The organism is Haloactinopolyspora sp., assembly GCF_027324685.1.
Classification (GTDB): domain Bacteria; phylum Actinomycetota; class Actinomycetes; order Jiangellales; family Jiangellaceae; genus Haloactinopolyspora.
In genome coordinates, this window is sequence record NZ_DAHVSH010000120.1 from 44,670 (window position 1) to 60,269 (window position 15,600).

The window sequence follows — 15,600 nt, forward strand, 5'->3', positions numbered from 1 at the left end:
CAGTAAGATCTCGGGCCATGTCCGACCCCTACTTCCGGATCGCCAACAGCGCTCTCGGACGCGCGGCGCTGCGCCGGTTGTCGCTCCCGATTCCCGTGCCGCTGCGCCGGTACCGGCCCGGCGAGCCGCTGACCGACGGGCCCGTTCTCCTCCTGAACGCCGCAGACGACCTCGCCGAGGTGGTGCACTCGCTCGGCGTCGACGTCCACACCCGCACACCCCCGAACGGCTGCGCCGCGGTCGTCCTGGACGCCCGAGGTGTGCGCTCCAGCCGCGAACTCGACGTCGTCCCTCGGCTCTTGTCGCCGATCATGCGCTCTCTGCGGCCGCACGCGCGCGTCGTGACAGCCGGGCTTCCACCGAACACCGCCGCCACGACCAGCGCTGCCGTCGCGCAGCGGGCTCTCGAGGGCAGCACCCGCTCGCTGGGCAGAGAATTGCGCGACGGGGCGACGTCCAACCTGGTCCAGATCGAGCCGGGAGCCGAGCACGACGCCCAGTCGGCGCTGCGGTTCCTGCTCTCCGGCCGCTCGGCTTACGTGTCCGGCCAGGTCGTCCGCGTTACGGCAGCACCGGAACCACCCGCACCGATCGATTGGGACCGCCCCCTCGACTCGACTGTGGCGCTGGTGACCGGGGCGGCGAACGGGATCGGCGCCAGCATCGCCCGGGTGCTCTCACGCGACGGCGCCCAGGTCGTCTGCGTCGACACGCCGGCCCAGAACGACGCACTACGCGACGTCGCCGCGAGCATCGGCGGGCATCCGCTGAGCGTCGACCTCACCGATTCAGACGCCGCCGACCGGATCGCCGCACATCTGCGGCAGGCTCATGACGGAGTCGACGTCGTGGTGCACAACGCCGGCATCACCCGGGACAAGACGCTGGTTCGGATGGACGCCGACCGGTGGTCGTCGGTGCTCGACGTCAACCTCACCGCCACCGAGCGGCTGACCGAGGCCGTCCTCGCCGACGGCCTGCTGCGCGAGGGCGGTGCGATCGTCGCGACGTCGTCGATCAACGGCATCGCGGGCAACCGTGGGCAGACGAACTACGCCGCCAGCAAGGCGGGTGTCATCGGACTGGTCGACGCACTGGCAGCGAGCCTGCGCGATTCCGGCCGCCGGATCAACGCGGTGGCTCCGGGCTTCATCGAGACCAGGCTCACCGCGCGGATGCCCGCGTTCACCCGCGAAGTCGCTCGCCGGCTCAACAGCCTCGGGCAGGGCGGGCAACCGATCGACGTCGCCGAGACCGTGGCCTGGCTGGCCGCTCCTGCCACGGCCGGGGTGAACGGCCAGACGATCAGAGTGTGCGGGCAGGCGTTGCTCGGTGCCTGATTTCACCCTGCTCCGGGCCGCCGTGTCGGTGCTCGTCCCCCGCCAGCCGCCACCTGCGCACCCGGTGCACCTCGAGCGGGACGGCCTGCGGGTCGATCCCGACCGGGTCGCGGCGTACGCGCGGGTGTGCGGCGCACACGAGGTCGACCCGCTACCGATCCTGTACCCACACGTGCTGGCGTTCGGGCTCACCATGCGCGTGATGAGCAGGCGTGACTTCCCTTTCCCCGCCCCCGGGCTCATTCACGTCCACGACGTCGTCACCCAGCACCACCCGATCGGCATCACCGACTCGCTCGACCTGCGCGCCACCGCCGGGGAACCACGACCCCACCACCGCGGACGCGTCATCGACGTCCACACCGAGGTCAGCGTCGCCGGACAGCCGGTGTGGTCGCAGCGCAGCTCGTACCTTCGCCGCGACACTCGGACTCGCGGCGCTGCGCCGCCGCGTTCCACCGACGACGACCTGAGCGCCTGGCCCGAGATCGACCGATGGCCGGCCGCCGCTGACATCGGCCGCCGGTACGCGTCGGTGTCCGGCGATCGCAACCCCATCCATCTGTCGGCGCTCACGGCCCGGCCGTTCGGTTTCCGCCGGGCGATCGCGCACGGCATGTGGACGACGGCTCGGGCGCTGAGCAGTCTGCAACCTGAACAGCCGAGCGCCACCACGGTCGCCGTCGACTTCATGGCACCGGTCACCCTGCCGACGACGTTGATCCTCGCCGCGACGCCGGCACGTGACCGGTTCGTGGTCCGCTCCCTGAACGGGCGGATCCATGTGAGCGGCTCGCTACGAGCTCACGACGACGCGGGCCGCCACGACGCGCCGTCGATCTGACGCTCGATGCCGATCCACACCAGGTTCATCAACCGCGCCGTCGTGACGGTGGCCGGCTCGCCGGTCCGGCTCGCCCACTCCGCGAGCGCATCGGCGGCACCGACCAGGGCATGCGACAGCGCTCCGGCTTCGCCAGCCGAAGCCCCGCGTTGATCGACCAAGCCGGTGACGGCGTCGATGATGTCGTGGCGGGCTCGGTCGACCTCGTCGGCGAACGGCGGGCCGAGTGCCCGGGCGCGGTGGTACAGCACGTTCCAGCTGTCCTTGTGCTCCGCGACGTAGCCGAAGAAGGCTTCGAAGCCGGACACGAGGCGGCACTCGATGGTCGCGGCATCGTGGACGGCGGAGGTGATGCGCTCCATCAACCGCGCCGCTTCCCGGCGGATGCACGCGCCGAACAGGTCCTCCTTGGACCCCAGATACAGGTACACCATCGGCTTGGAGACCCCGGCGAGTTCGGCGACCTCGTCCATGGACGCTCCGTGGTAGCCACGGTCGGCGAACACGCGGACCGCGGCGTCGAGCATCTGCTGCTCGCGCACCGCGCGCGGCAGCCGCTTGGGGTTGGCGACACCGGTCACCTTGCCACTCTAATCTACGGCCCCGTAACCTTACCCATCAGTAAACTTACTCATTGGTAAGGAGTCGCATGGTTGCCGACCTGTCCTCGCTCGACTTCAGCGAGATCTCTCCGCACGAGTTCGCCCGCATCGTCAAGTCCGCCGACCGCGGCGACCTGCACACCCTGATGGCCGGTCCGACACGCGAGCGGGTGCTGGACGAGGTCTTCGCCCGGATGGCCGACCAGTTCCGCTCCGACGTCGGCGCCCACCTCGACGCCACCGTGCGCTGGCGGCTGCGGTCCGCCGGCGAGGAAGCCGAGACGACGTACGAGCTGACCATGACGCAGGGGCAGTGCACCACCAGCAAGGGAGCCTCGGACGTAGCGCCACGGGTGACGATCACCATCGGCGACGTCGACTTCCTCAAGCTCGTCTCCGGCAACACCGGCGGGCCCACGCTGTTCATGACGCGCAAGCTGCGCGCGGACGGCGACCTCGGCCTGGCCGCGAGCCTCACTCGGTACTTCGACATCCCCCGCGCCTGAACGGAGCCACGATGGTCTTTTCGCTCACCCTCAGCGAGGAACAGTGCGAGCTACGCGACTGGGTCCACGGCTTCGCCGCCGACGTCTTGCGCCCGGCGGCACGGGAATGGGACGAAGCCGAGCAGACGCCGTGGCCGATCATTCAAGAGGCCGCCAAGATCGGGCTGTACGGGTTCGAGTCGCTGGCCGAGACCTGGTCGGACCCCACCGGCCTGTCCCTGCCGATCCTCAATGAGGAACTGTTCTGGGGCGACGCCGGCCTCGCCATGTCGATCATGGGGACGAGCCTTGCCGTGGCGAGCATCTTCGCCGCAGGCACCGGAGAGCAACTGGCCGAGTGGGTACCGGCGTGCTTCGGCGACGCCGACGAGCCCCAGGTGGCGGCGTTCTGCACGTCAGAGCCCGACGCCGGCTCCGACGTGTCGTCGATGCGCACTCGCGCCCGGTACGACGAGGCATCCGACGAGTGGATCATCAGCGGGCAGAAGGCCTGGATCACCAACGGTGGCATCGCCAACATCCATGTCGTGACAGCAGCGGTCGAACCCGACCTCGGCTCGCGTGGCCAAGCGGCGTTCGTCGTCCCGCCCGGTTCCCGAGGTGTCGAGAGCACCCGCAAGATCGCCAAGCTGGGTCTGCGCGCATCACACACCGCCGACGTCTTCTTCGACGACGTGCGGGTCCCGGGGCGGTGCCTGCTCGGCGGGAAAGAACGCCTCGATCGACGCCTGGCAGCTGCACGTGAAGGACGTTCCGCTCGCTCCCAGGCCGCCATGGCCACCTTCGAAGTCAGCCGGCCCACGGTGGGTGCTCAAGCGCTGGGCATCGCCCGGGCGGCCTACGAGTACGCGCGGGACTACGCCCGCGAGCGCGTCCAGTTCGGCCGCCCCCTCACCGAACACCAGGCCATCGCGTTCGCCCTGGCCGACTTGCACACCGAGATCGACGCAGCCCGACTGCTCGTCTGGCGCGCGGCGTCGATGGCTCGCACCGATCAACGGCACACAGCCGGTGAAGGGTCCATGGCCAAGCTGAAAGCCGGCGAGGTAGCCGTCGCGGCGACCGAGAAGGCCGTTCAGATCCTCGGCGGCGCGGGCTACAGCCGTGAGCACCCCGTCGAGCGGATGTACCGGGACGCGAAGCTCTACACCATCTTCGAGGGAACCTCGGAGATCCAGCGGTTGGTGATCGCGCGCGCGATCACCGGTGCGAGCCTGCGCTGAATCGCCGTCGAGCTAGTCCTCGGTGAAGTGCTGCCGGTTGTTCGCAGCGGTGAGTGAATCGCTGGCGATGTAGACGAGATTGATGTCCGGGTTGGTGAAAGTCATGTCCGACAGCACCAGCGGTGGCGGAAAGTCGGGCGTGAACGTCAGTGGAATACCCAGAAGCTGGCCGGAGAACCGGTTCGTATAGAACTTGACGTCACCCTCGACCGTCAGTTCATCGGCCAGCGTGAGCAAGTCGTGGCCGTCGGAACCAGGGACCAGCAACGAAAAGTCCGAAACGACGGATTTGTCCATGGAGAACTGCAGCGACGGAATCGATCCGGTCGCGGTGGGGACCTCGACGACACCGTCGTAGGACAGTCCGTTCATGACCAACTGCGAACCCTTCAGGTGCCCGGGATTCTCACCGGCGAGGTTCTCCGGGGTCACGATGGCTCGCGGTTCCGCGGGGGTCTCGCCTTCGGGCACCTCGATGACCGGCTGGTCCGGGTCAGGCGTCGGCGGCGTGGTGGGGTCGCCGGGCTCCTCGGGCTCGTCGGGATCGGGCTGGTCCGGCTCGTCCGGGTCGGGCTCGTCGGGGTCCGGGTCCTCGGGGTCCGGGTCCTCGGGGTCACCGGTGGGCGACGAGGTGGGCGAGGGTTGAGTCGTCGGCACGGGAATGCCGGTCGGGACGATCGGCCCGGTCCGGGTGGGTGAGGGGCTGGGCTCGTCGGACGGCGTCGGCCACTGGATCAGGGCCGGCAGTGCGACCGCCGACGGTCCGGCGATGCTCGGCACAGCGAGCGCGACCAGCGCGATGCCTGCTGATCCGGCGCCGGCCGCGAACGCCGTGCGCCGCCTGGCCCGGCGCCCGGGCTGGACATCGGGTTCGGCTTCGGGGTCGGCACCGGGCTCGACGTCGGGTTCGGCGTGAGCGTCCGGCTGCGGTTCCGGTTCCGGCTCTGCGCCGCCGAGGAGGTCGTCCACCCCGAGGGTGTCGTCATCGAGGCCGTCGCCGACCTGACTGCGCGGCTCGTCCAGGTCGGTCTCGCGCGGCATCCACGCCACCGCCAGGGCACCGCCCACCACGCCCAGGATCATGCCGATCAGGAACCCGCCGAGATTGACGCCCACCATCGAGTACAGCGCCACGACCAGCGTGATCACACCGTAGAAGACGCGGTGAGCAGGCATGAACCAGATCAGCAACCCGGCGAGCACCAGGACGACGGGGATGACGATGCTCTGCAGCCCCTCGATGCCGATACGCACCTGGAGGCTGCCCACCGTCAGCTGGGTGCTGGCAAAGACCTGCACACCGGACAGGATCGTCAGCATGCCGGCCCAGAAGGGCCGCCGATGCCGCCACGCCCGGAAGCGCTCGCGAGCCCGACGCAGCGTCACCAGTCGAAGCACTCCTCGCCGGACGCGCTGACCTTCATCGACAGCCCGTTGAGCGTGAACGTGCCCGCGTGAGTGGTGTAAGCCTTCTGCTCCAGACCGGTGATCTTCACCGAGTCAGCTTCCTGGCCGGTGTCGCCTTCGCGCCCGGAACCGCCGCCCTTGGTGAGCTGAGCGGCATCGACACCGATGTCGATGTTCGAGAACGTGGCGTCGCCGCGGAGCTCGTCCATGCCGATCGTCAGGTTCTTCGCCACGGCCGGCTCGTCGCCGCCGGCACGGATCACCAGGGTGACCGGAAGGCCCGGGGTGGCCACCGACTGGCACAGGTTGGTGAGTTCGGCGTGCTTGATGTCCGACACGGCGACGGGGATCTCCTCGCCGTCAGCCGTCACGACCATGCTGCCGTACTGGTCGAATCCCTCACCGACGAGCTGATCGGCAGAAACCTTGAAGGTCTGCCCGGAGACGTTCAAGGCCACAGGCACCGCACCGTTGGCGATACCGACCATGAGAATGGCGGCGACAGCGGTCGCCGGAACGGCAGCGGCGGCGAACCTCCGCCACCGAGTGCGAGTGCGCTTCTTCAACGAATCCTCCTCGATCCGCAATGCTTAGGGCGAGATGCTGCACCCTCGGCGAGCAGAACCACAAGACCTTTGCTACTGGCGCGTAACTTCTACGTGAATGCGGCCGACCTTACCGCAACCGCGCCAAACTTGACGCATCGGTAACATCGCAGGTCAGCACAATTCCGCCGCGCGACATGAGCGTGGCGACCACACGGATCACAATTCGGTAACAGCTCCGTCATGGGCTCGCAGTACGCCCAGCAGGCGAGCCGTCTCGGCCGCGACCGCGTCCCGGCCCGCGCGAACGTACTTCCGCGGATCGACCAGCTGCGGGTCGTCGGCGAGACGTTGCCGGACGGCGTCGGTGAACACGGCATTCAGGTGCGTGGAGATGTTCACCTTGGTCATGCCGTTCTCCACGGCCCGGGTGAGCTCGGCGTCGGGCACACCGGACGAGCCGTGCAGGACCAGCGGCACCGGTACCTGGGCCCGGAGCTCGGCGATGAGCGCATGGTCGACGACCGCGTCGCGCGTACGCATGGCATGTGACGTGCCCACCGCCACGGCGAGGGAGTCGACACCGGTGGCGGCCACGTACGCCGCGGCCTCGCCCGGATCGGTTCGCACGCCGGGCGCGTGTACGCCGTCCTTGCCGCCGACCTCGCCCAGCTCGGCTTCCACGGCGACGCCACGTGCGTGGCAGAACGCGACGACCTCTCGTGTCGCCGCGACGTTGGCGTCGTAGTCCAGCGCGGACGCGTCGAACATCACGCTGCGCACGCCCAAGGCCACGGCCTCATGCACAAGTTCGACGTCGTCAGCGTGGTCGAGGTGAACCACGGCCGGAACTTCGGCTGCCTCGGCCACCGCTTGCGTGGCCAGCGTGATCGGCGCCAACGAGCCGTGATAGCGCACGCAGTTCTGACTGATCTGCAGCACGACCGGGGCGCCGGCCTGCTCGGCACCGGCGACGAGCGCCTCGGCATGCTCGAGCAGGATCACGTTGAACGCGCCTACACCGCCGCCGTGTGCCACAGCACGGTCGAACAGGGCTCGTATCGACGTCGATGTCATCGGTATCGCTCCGCGGTGAGAGTGGGCCGGAACCGCTCGTAGGCAGCGAGATCGACGTCCCCGGCGACGTCGGCGAGGACGGCGGCGGCGCCCAGCGCGGTCGCGCGCACCAGGACCTCGGGCCACGGCGTGCCGGCCACCAGGCCCAGCGCCAGGGCGGCGACGACCGCGTCACCCGCTCCGGTCGGGTTCCCCGTCAGCCCGGGGACAGCGCGGACCCGCCAGGGCTGGGCCCCGGCCGCGAAGCCCGCCAGACCGTCGCCTCCCAGGGAGACCACCACCTGGCGAGCACCCCGCTCGAGGAGAGCGTGAGCAGCGACGACGACGTCGGTTTCGCCCGTGGCCGCGCGCAGTTCGTCCACGTTCGGCTTGACCAGGTCCGGTCCTGCCACGGCGGCGCGCAGCAGGGCGGGGCCGGAGGTGTCCACGACGACCGGCACACCGGCGCGGCGAGCGTGTTCGATCAACCGGGCGTGCAGGTCCGGCGGCGTGCCGGGCGGCGTACTACCCGAGACCACCAGGGCACCCGGCGCCTCGAGCGCCCGCCCGGTGACACCGACGACGTCGTCCCAGTCCGGCGCGCTCAGCGCCGGCCCGGCCTCGTTCAACGCCGTGGCCTCACCGCCGGACACCACCGTCACCGTTCGGCGGGTCTCGGCGTCCACGGGCACGGCCGCCACCTCGAAACCGTCGGCGCGCAGCGAGTGGAGCAGCGCGTCTCCGGTGCGCCCGCCGAACGGCGCCACGACGACAGCCGGCTCGCCGAGCGCCCGGACCACCCGAGCGACGTTGATCCCCTTGCCGCCAGCCCGTTCGCGGACCCGCGAAACTCGATGCGACTGCCCCACCCGCAGGTCGTCGACCTCGTAGGTGATGTCGAGCGCAGGGTTGGGCGTCACGCTCACCACGGGACGCGCAGAGGCCGTCATCCGGGCGCCACCCGGTCCCACGCGAGCAGGCCAGCACCGACACACCCCGCGCGCTCACCCAGTTCAGCTGGGACGACGCGGGGCATGCGGTGGAAGGTCAACCGCGACCGCAGCCGCGAGCGCAACGGTTCGATCACCAGGTCGGGCGATTCCCCGAAGCCGCCGCCGATGGCGATCACCTCCGGCGCCACGAGGCCCACCAGGGTGGCCAGCCCGTGGCCGAGCGCGTCGAGGGCATCGCCCCAGACCTCCAGCGCATCCTTGTCCCCCTGACGCACCCGCTCGGCGACCTCGCGACTGCCGTCCACCCGCACGCCGGTGCGTTCGGTGTAGCGCCGCGCCAGCGCCGCGGCCGAGGCGATCGCCTCGAGACAGCCACGCCCGCCGCACGCGCACGGGAGGTCATGCCCGACGTCGATGTGCCCGACCTCGCCGGCATACCCGTCGCCCCGGCAGATCCGCCCGTCGATCACCAGCGCGGCGGCGATTCCGGTGCCCACCGGGACGAAGGCCGCGTTGGTACTGCCCTGACATGCGCCGATCCGGTGCTCGGCCAGGCCGCCGACCCGCACGTCGTGTCCAACCGCCACCGGGCAGCCGAGCCGGGCGGTCAAGGCTGCCGCGATGGGGACGTCCTGCCAGGTCAGGTTCTCCGACAGGACGGCGACGCCGGCGTCTTCGTCCACGACACCGGGCACCGCGACGCCGACCGCGACGGGCTGCGCAGGCCCGCGCAGCGCGTCGACGAGACCGGCCACAGCATCCAGGACCGCCGCGCCGTCCTGCCCGGCCGGTGGGGTGCGAACCCGCGACGTCTCGACCAGGCTCCCGTCACGACGCACGACGCCGGCCTTGATCGACGTACCACCGACGTCCACCGCGATCACCTCGGCCACCGGTCACTCTCCCGGCAGGACGACCGCGCGGGTCAGGTGCCGCGGCCGATCGGCGTCCAGGCTCCTGGCCTCGGCGAGCGCAACGGCGAACCGCTGCGCCACGACGAGGTGGGCCAGCGGGTCGAGATCGCTGGTGATGAACGTCGCGCCGGTCGCGGCGACGTCGGAGTCCAGCCCGGGCGGCGGCGTCCCGAACGACCACACGAGGCGTCCCGGCTCGGCGATGGCGATCGGGCCGTGCCGGTAGTCCATCGCTGGATAGGCCTCGGTCCAGAACTGTGCTGCCTCGCGGAGTTTGAGGGCGGCCTCGTGCGCCAGCCCGATGGTCCAGCCGGTCCCGACGAAGGTGACCTGGCTGATCTGTGCCGCGTCGACAAGCGGCTGGGCCAGCGCCTGCTCCGCGCCGGCGGCGAGCGCCGCGACGTCGTGGCCCAGGTGGGCCCGGAGCAGGGCGAGCGCGGTGGTCGCGAAGCGGGTTTGGACGACCGACGTTTCGTCGGCGAAATCGAGCACCACGCTGCGCTGGGCTGCCTCGGTGACCGGTGATCCGGCCACGGCGGTCACCGCCACGGTCCGCGGGGCATCGACGCGACGCAGCGCCTGCATAACCTCGGTGGTGGTGCCGGACCGGGTGATCGCCACCACGGCGTCGTACGAGCGCCCGTCCGGCAGCTCCGAGGCCGTGAACGCGTCGGTCTCGCCCTGGCCGGCTTGCTCGCGTAGCGCGGCATAGGACATCGCCATGAACCACGAGGTGCCGCAGCCGACCACGGCCACGCGCTCACCAGCGACCGGCAGGGCGGCAGCTGCCGGTGGCAGCGCCTCGCTCACGCGCCGCCAGCAGGCGGGCTGACTCGCGATCTCGGCCTTCGTGCGTGTACTCAATCGATCGTCCTCTCGGCGTCCGCGCGACGAATTGTGCGCGGAACTATCCTAAAACGAGTACATACAATCACGGCGACGGATAGCGCCACGCGCCCGCGCAGGACGAAGGGACCGAGGTGAACGACCAACCAGACCGCTCCGACCGCTGGCGGCGCCTGCTCGATCTGCTCGCCGAGCACGGCCGGCTGACCGTCAGCCAGACCGCGACGGCTCTCGGCGTGTCCGAGGCGACCGTGCGCCGTGACTTCACCGACCTGGCTCGCCAGCAGCTGGTCACGCGCACGCACGGCGGCGTCGTCGCGACGTCGGTCGCCTACGACCTGCCGGCGCGGTATCGCGCGTCGGCCGAGCACGATGCGAAAGAGCGCATCGCGGCGGCCGCGGCCGAGTTGGTGAACGCAGGCACGGTGGTCGGGTTCAACGGTGGAACGACGACATCGGCCACCGCCCGCCGGCTGGCCGCAGCGATCGAGCCGACCCGCTCGGCTGCCGAGCCTGCCCTCACGGTCGTGACCAACGCGCTCAACATCGCCGCCGAAATGGTCTTGCGTCCGCACGTCCGGACCGTGTCGCTCGGCGGCGTGGCCCGCCCGCAGTCGTACGAGATGACCGGCCCGCTGGCGAGCATGGTGCTCGACGAGCTCTGGCTGGACCTGCTCGTGCTCGGTGTGGACGGCTTGTCCGCTGACGGCGGGGCCTCCTGCGAGCATGACGGTGAGGCCGGCATCAATGCGAAGATGGTTCAGCGAGCCGAGCGGGTCGTCATCGTCGCCGGTGCGGACAAGATCGGCCGGCGAGCCTTCGCCCGCATCTGTGCCGTCGACCAGGTCGACGTGCTGGTCACCGACGCCGACGCTCCGAGGGACGAGGTGGCGGCGCTGGAAGCGGCTGGTGTGGACGTCCGAATCGCGGGTCAGCAGACCTCGGAGATGGCCTGAGCGCCGCCGGACTCGTCGGGCGCCGTGTCGCCCGGGGTTTCCTCGCCCTCGGGCGTCTCCTCACCCTCAGGCGTCGCCTCGCCCTCGGGCGTCGCCTCACCCTCAGGTGTCGCCTCACCCTCAGGTGTCGCCTCACCGTCAGGTGTCGCCACACCCTCGGGCGTCCTCACACGCTCGTCGTCGTCCGGCGGATCCAGGGACTCCTCGACGAAGTCCCGGATGAGGTCGTAGTCAGGGTCGTGGTACTCGACGATCTCGTTGGTGAACGGCAGGCTCCGGATGCCGGCGTCCTGGACCTTCAGGGCGAGCTCGGCGAAGTCGTCCAGCCGGCCACGCCCGATGTCGGTGGACATGGTGTCCTCGGCCGCCGAAGCTAGCTGTTGGTAGCGGCGTAGGACGTTGAACGGGTTGAACTGCTGGGCGATCGCCCCGATGACGCAGCGCTGGCGGCGCATCCGTTCGTAGTCGTCGTCGACCGGCGGCGGCCCGCACCGCGCTCGGGCGAACCACAACGCGTGGTAGCCGTCGAGATGCTGATTCTCGCCCTTCTCGATCCAGTTGCTGGGCTCCGAACAACCGCCCCAGGCGAGCTTCTTCGTCCCGGTCGGAATGCGGTACGGCACGTCGATCTCGACGCCGCCGAGCGCATCGACCAGCGTCTGGAAACCTTGCAGGTTGACCATCACGTAGTAGGAGATGTCCAGGCCCAGCGCCTCGCCGACCACGAGCTTCATCGCTTCGGCGCCAGGGTCCTTGATGCCCTCGAAGTACTCCGGGAACTCGGCGGGGACGTTGCGGTACATCGACGACAGCCAGTACTCGGCCTCGGGTTCGCCGTGATAGCCGTCGGGGTAGGCCTCGCGCAACGGGCCCTCGGGCATGGGGGTGTACTGCAGGTTGCGCGGCAACGAGAACAACGCCGTGTCGCCGGTCTCGGTGTTGATGCTGGCCACCATGACGGTGTCGGTACGGGTGCCGTCGCGATTGTCGCCGCTGTCGGCCCCCAGGATCAGCACGTTGACCCGGGGCTGGCCGGCCCAGGGATCGTCCTCGGTGGCGTCTTTGGGGATGGTCAGGCTGTGCTGCTCCTCCTCGTCGGCGAAGACCGATTCGATGAAGTCGCGCTGGGTGAATGCGTACCGGCTGCCGAGGCTCAGCGGCGACACCACGACCGACATCACCACCAGGACCACGAAGGCCGCGGTCAGCCGCTGCATTGCGCGCAGCCCGGCCGGCTGCAACACGTACAGGCTGATGACCGCGAGCAGCAGCCACACCACAGCCAGCCCGAGCAGCCCGAAGGCGATGCGTTCGATGCGTTCGGGATCGGTGCCGAGGCGGATCAGGCCGACCCCGCCGGCGCGAGCGAAGTAGACGGCGGCACCGGCCACCACGAGCACGAACCCGGTGAGGACCAACCAGCCGGAGACGCGGCGGCCCGCGGCGATGAGCCCGGCGCCAGGAATCAGCGCGCCGAAGCCTACTCGCCGCAGGAACCGGCGGTACTCCTGCGGACGTAGGCGTGATGAGCCCAGCTGACCCGCTTCGGCGTGATGACGGGACTCGCCCCGCGCGTGGTCACGTCGGCCACTGGTGTCCTCGCCGCTCATGTGCGTTTGCCGCGCTCGTGCCGCTCCTGTGCGCGGGCGTTCCTCCCCTCGCCGGCCGGCGACGTCGCGTGCAGTCGGTCGCCGACATTCTGCCTCAACCGGTCCCGTACCCCGTCGACCCCCTGAACGATCACGTCTACGGGTAGGTTCCTCGATTCAGATCGCCGAGGTCGCCGGCTTTGGCCCACGGCGCCGCGGCGGGGACAATGGCTGACGTGACCGACGGACCGCTGATCGTCCAGAGCGACAAGACGCTGCTGCTCGAAGTCGAGCACGACGACGCGGCCGCCTGCCGCCGTGCCATCGCGCCGTTCGCCGAGCTCGAACGCGCCCCCGAACACGTCCACACCTACCGGCTGACTCCGCTGGGCCTGTGGAACGCTCGCGCCGCCGGGCACGACGCCGAGCAGGTCGTCGACGCGTTGCTGACCTATTCGCGGTACCCGGTCCCGCACGCCCTGCTCGTCGACCTCGCCGAGACGATGGATCGCTACGGGCGGCTGACGCTGGACAACCACCCCACCCACGGTCTGGTGCTGCGCACCAGCGACCGCCCGGTGCTCGAGGAGACGTTGCGGTCCAAGCGCGTCAAGCCCCTGGTCGGTGCCCGCATCGACGACGACACCGTGGTCGTCCACCCGTCCGAGCGCGGAAACCTCAAGCAGGCGCTGGTCAAGCTCGGCTGGCCGGCAGAAGACCGAGCCGGCTACGTCGACGGCGAAGCGCACCCGATGACGCTGGACGAGAACGGCTGGTCCCTGCGGCCGTACCAGACCGAAGCCGTGGACGGCTTCTGGCACGGCGGATCCGGTGTCGTCGTGCTGCCGTGCGGTGCGGGCAAGACGCTCGTGGGTGCCGCCGCCATGGCGAAGGCCCAGGCGACCACGCTCATCCTGGTGACCAGCACCGTCGCCGCTCGGCAGTGGCGTGACGAGCTGATCCGGCGTACATCGCTGACCGAGGACGAGATCGGCGAGTACTCCGGCGCCAAGAAAGAGGTCCGGCCGGTCACCATCGCGACCTACCAGGTCCTCACGTCGCGCCGGAAGGGCGCCTACACCCACCTCGACCTGCTCAATGCCCGCGACTGGGGGCTCATCGTCTACGACGAGGTCCACCTGCTTCCGGCACCGATCTTCCGGATGACCGCCGACCTGCAAGCCCGGCGGCGGCTGGGCTTGACGGCCACCCTGGTGCGCGAGGACGGCCGCGAAGACGACGTGTTCACCTTGATCGGCCCCAAGCGGTACGACGCGCCGTGGAAGGAGATCGAGAACCAGGGCTACATCGCCCCAGCCGACTGCGTCGAGGTCCGCGTCACCCTCACCGAGAGCGAACGGCTCGCCTACGCCACCGCCGAGGCCGACGAGCGCTACCGCCTGGCCTCGTGCACCAACAGCAAGAACCGGGTGGTCGAGAACCTGGTTCGCCGGCACGCCGGTGAACCGACGTTGATCATCGGCCAGTACATCGATCAGCTCGACGATCTCGGCGAACAGCTCGACGCCCCGGTCATCAAAGGCGAGACGACGGTGAAAGAGCGCCAACGGCTGTTCGACCAGTTCCGCTCCGGCGAGCTGACGACGCTCGTCGTGAGCAAGGTGGCGAACTTCTCCATCGACCTGCCCGAGGCCGCGGTCGCCATCCAGGTCTCCGGAACGTTCGGGTCGCGACAAGAAGAGGCGCAACGCCTGGGCCGGATCCTGCGGCCGAAGGCCGACGGCCGCACCGCGCGGTTCTACTCGGTGATCGTCCGCGACACCGTGGACCAGGAGTACGCCCAGCATCGCCAGCGGTTCCTGGCCGAGCAGGGCTACGCCTACCACATCATCGACGACAACGACGTGTTGCGCAGCGACGATTCGTCCTGATCACTCAACGGGTGACCAGCGCCTGCACCTCGGCGACCGGCAGACCCGCCTGCGCCCAAGCGCTCTCGAGCGAGGTCGGCAGGCCGTCGAGTTCCAGCGGGGATCCGTTCTCCTCGAAGCGCACGTCGTAGACCAGGCGCATGCGCACCGGGAAACCATCGGGATGGCCGACCGACGCCTGTCGATACGTGTGGGTGCAGCGCTCGTTCTCAGCGGTCTCGAAGCCGCACGTGAGCATCTTGGCACCGTCACCCGGGTCGACCTGCAGGTGGCTCGGCTCGGCGATGGCCGTGACCCGCCCGCTCGAGCCGGTCAGCGCGTCGGAGCCGGGCCCATCAGCCCAGTACCAGGTGTCGAGGTTGACCACGGATCGCGTGGGCGGCGAGAACGCCGGCTCGAACGGCGGTGTCACCAGCGAGCCGAACGCCCGCCAGGCCAGGTCCCACGCACTCGGCCCGGTCTCCTCCGGCGGCAGGTACCATCCCCACTCGCCGCCGTCGGGGAAGTCCTCGCATTCCACGAACGTCATGATGTGGTCGGGGCTGGGTCGTGGCTCCCCGGTCTGGTCCTCCCACATCTCCTCCGGAAGCACGGAGGGGAAGTTCCCCCAGCAGGCGATGTCGCCCTTGCACCACTTCGTGGCGCCGTCGTGAACGTGGTCGTACACGCTGAGGTCGCATTGCGGCTCGCCGGAGCCGGAGTCGCCGTCGTCTTCGCCGCCGTCGTCACCGCCGGAGTCTTCGCACCGCTCCACCCATTCGATGCCGTCTTCGGTTTCGACCTTCTCGAGCCAGCATCGTTCGTCGGCGTGCGCGGCGGGTGAGAAAGCGGCGAACAGTGACGTCGCGAGCAGCGCGGCCGCCAGCAACATCCCGACGGTGCCGAACCGATGCCTCAACATTCGATGGTCGCCTCGTCCTTGTTCAC

The 15,600-nt window shown here is 69.9% G+C and carries 15 protein-coding genes; 6 read left to right on the forward strand and 9 right to left on the reverse strand.

The features are described from left to right. Positions 1-17: 17 nt before the first annotated feature. Both M6444_RS13700 and M6444_RS13705 read left to right on the forward strand, forming a co-directional pair. Positions 18-1,340, forward strand: coding sequence for a 3-oxoacyl-ACP reductase (locus tag M6444_RS13700; protein ID WP_298328302.1), 1,323 nt, complete (start codon positions 18-20; stop codon positions 1,338-1,340). Beyond that, positions 1,333-2,184 (forward strand): MaoC/PaaZ C-terminal domain-containing protein, encoded by an 852-nt coding sequence (locus tag M6444_RS13705; protein ID WP_298328305.1) that lies wholly within the window; start codon positions 1,333-1,335, stop codon positions 2,182-2,184. Before M6444_RS13700 ends, M6444_RS13705 begins: the two co-directional genes overlap by 8 nt. On the opposite strand, the gene M6444_RS13710 is transcribed toward M6444_RS13705, so the two are convergent. Further along, positions 2,145-2,765 (reverse strand): TetR/AcrR family transcriptional regulator, encoded by a 621-nt coding sequence (locus tag M6444_RS13710; protein ID WP_298328308.1) that lies wholly within the window; start codon positions 2,763-2,765, stop codon positions 2,145-2,147. The genes M6444_RS13705 and M6444_RS13710 overlap by 40 nt on opposite strands. Positions 2,766-2,833: 68 nt before the next feature. On the opposite strand from M6444_RS13710, the gene M6444_RS13715 reads away from it, so the two are divergent. Next, entirely contained in the window at positions 2,834-3,292 is a 459-nt protein-coding gene (locus tag M6444_RS13715) for an SCP2 sterol-binding domain-containing protein (protein ID WP_298328311.1), read from the forward strand. An 11-nt stretch (positions 3,293-3,303) separates the two neighbouring features. Beyond that, a complete protein-coding gene (locus tag M6444_RS13720; protein ID WP_298328315.1) occupies positions 3,304-4,515 on the forward strand; it encodes an acyl-CoA dehydrogenase family protein in 1,212 nt (403 codons plus the stop codon). Between the two features lie 12 nt (positions 4,516-4,527). On the opposite strand, the gene M6444_RS13725 is transcribed toward M6444_RS13720, so the two are convergent. The 6 genes from M6444_RS13725 to M6444_RS13750 all read right to left on the reverse strand — a co-directional run bounded on the left by M6444_RS13725 (position 4,528) and on the right by M6444_RS13750 (position 10,254). Further along, positions 4,528-5,901 carry a DUF6114 domain-containing protein gene (locus M6444_RS13725; RefSeq protein WP_298328318.1) on the reverse strand — a complete coding sequence of 458 codons (1,374 nt, stop codon included), beginning with the start codon at positions 5,899-5,901 and terminating at the stop codon, positions 4,528-4,530. Further along, positions 5,898-6,488, reverse strand: a complete 591-nt coding sequence (locus M6444_RS13730) for a DUF6230 family protein (protein ID WP_298328321.1) — start codon at positions 6,486-6,488, stop codon at positions 5,898-5,900. Before M6444_RS13730 ends, M6444_RS13725 begins: the two co-directional genes overlap by 4 nt. Before the next feature lie 198 nt (positions 6,489-6,686). Further along, entirely contained in the window at positions 6,687-7,544 is an 858-nt protein-coding gene (locus M6444_RS13735; RefSeq protein WP_298328324.1) for a class II fructose-bisphosphate aldolase, read from the reverse strand. Continuing rightward, positions 7,541-8,443, reverse strand: a complete 903-nt coding sequence (locus M6444_RS13740; protein WP_298328327.1) for a 1-phosphofructokinase family hexose kinase — start codon at positions 8,441-8,443, stop codon at positions 7,541-7,543. The genes M6444_RS13735 and M6444_RS13740 overlap by 4 nt, the downstream gene beginning before the upstream one ends. A gap of 26 nt (positions 8,444-8,469) precedes the next feature. Then, positions 8,470-9,369, reverse strand: coding sequence for an ROK family protein (locus M6444_RS13745; protein WP_298328330.1), 900 nt, complete (start codon positions 9,367-9,369; stop codon positions 8,470-8,472). Between the two features lie 3 nt (positions 9,370-9,372). Then, complete coding sequence (locus M6444_RS13750; protein WP_298328334.1) at positions 9,373-10,254, reverse strand: SIS domain-containing protein; 882 nt, start codon at positions 10,252-10,254, stop codon at positions 9,373-9,375. A gap of 116 nt (positions 10,255-10,370) precedes the next feature. Between M6444_RS13750 and M6444_RS13755 the strand changes: the two genes are divergently transcribed. Further along, a complete protein-coding gene (locus M6444_RS13755; RefSeq protein WP_298328337.1) occupies positions 10,371-11,192 on the forward strand; it encodes a DeoR/GlpR family DNA-binding transcription regulator in 822 nt (273 codons plus the stop codon). Here the strand turns inward: M6444_RS13755 and M6444_RS13760 are convergent. Beyond that, complete coding sequence (locus tag M6444_RS13760; protein WP_298328339.1) at positions 11,168-12,802, reverse strand: LCP family protein; 1,635 nt, start codon at positions 12,800-12,802, stop codon at positions 11,168-11,170. The genes M6444_RS13755 and M6444_RS13760 overlap by 25 nt on opposite strands. Before the next feature lie 206 nt (positions 12,803-13,008). Between M6444_RS13760 and M6444_RS13765 the strand changes: the two genes are divergently transcribed. After that, positions 13,009-14,673 carry a DNA repair helicase XPB gene (locus M6444_RS13765; RefSeq protein ID WP_363326368.1) on the forward strand — a complete coding sequence of 555 codons (1,665 nt, stop codon included), beginning with the start codon at positions 13,009-13,011 and terminating at the stop codon, positions 14,671-14,673. 4 nt (positions 14,674-14,677) lie between these two features. Here the strand turns inward: M6444_RS13765 and M6444_RS13770 are convergent. After that, positions 14,678-15,600, reverse strand: a 923-nt coding sequence (locus tag M6444_RS13770) for a hypothetical protein (RefSeq protein ID WP_298328345.1), incomplete at its 5' end; no start/stop codon positions are given.

Bases quoted from the DNA above. Each gene is read 5' to 3' on its own strand.
- M6444_RS13700 (WP_298328302.1), top strand. From the start codon at position 18: ATGTCCGACCCCTACTTCCGGATCGCCAACAGCGCTCTCGGACGCGCG.
- M6444_RS13715 (WP_298328311.1), top strand. From the start codon at position 2,834: ATGGTTGCCGACCTGTCCTCGCTCGACTTCAGCGAGATCTCTCCGCAC.
- M6444_RS13720 (WP_298328315.1), top strand. From the start codon at position 3,304: ATGGTCTTTTCGCTCACCCTCAGCGAGGAACAGTGCGAGCTACGCGAC.
- M6444_RS13735 (WP_298328324.1), bottom strand. From the start codon at position 7,544: ATGACATCGACGTCGATACGAGCCCTGTTCGACCGTGCTGTGGCACAC.
- M6444_RS13760 (WP_298328339.1), bottom strand. From the start codon at position 12,802: ATGAGCGGCGAGGACACCAGTGGCCGACGTGACCACGCGCGGGGCGAG.
- M6444_RS13765 (WP_363326368.1), top strand. From the start codon at position 13,009: ATGGCTGACGTGACCGACGGACCGCTGATCGTCCAGAGCGACAAGACG.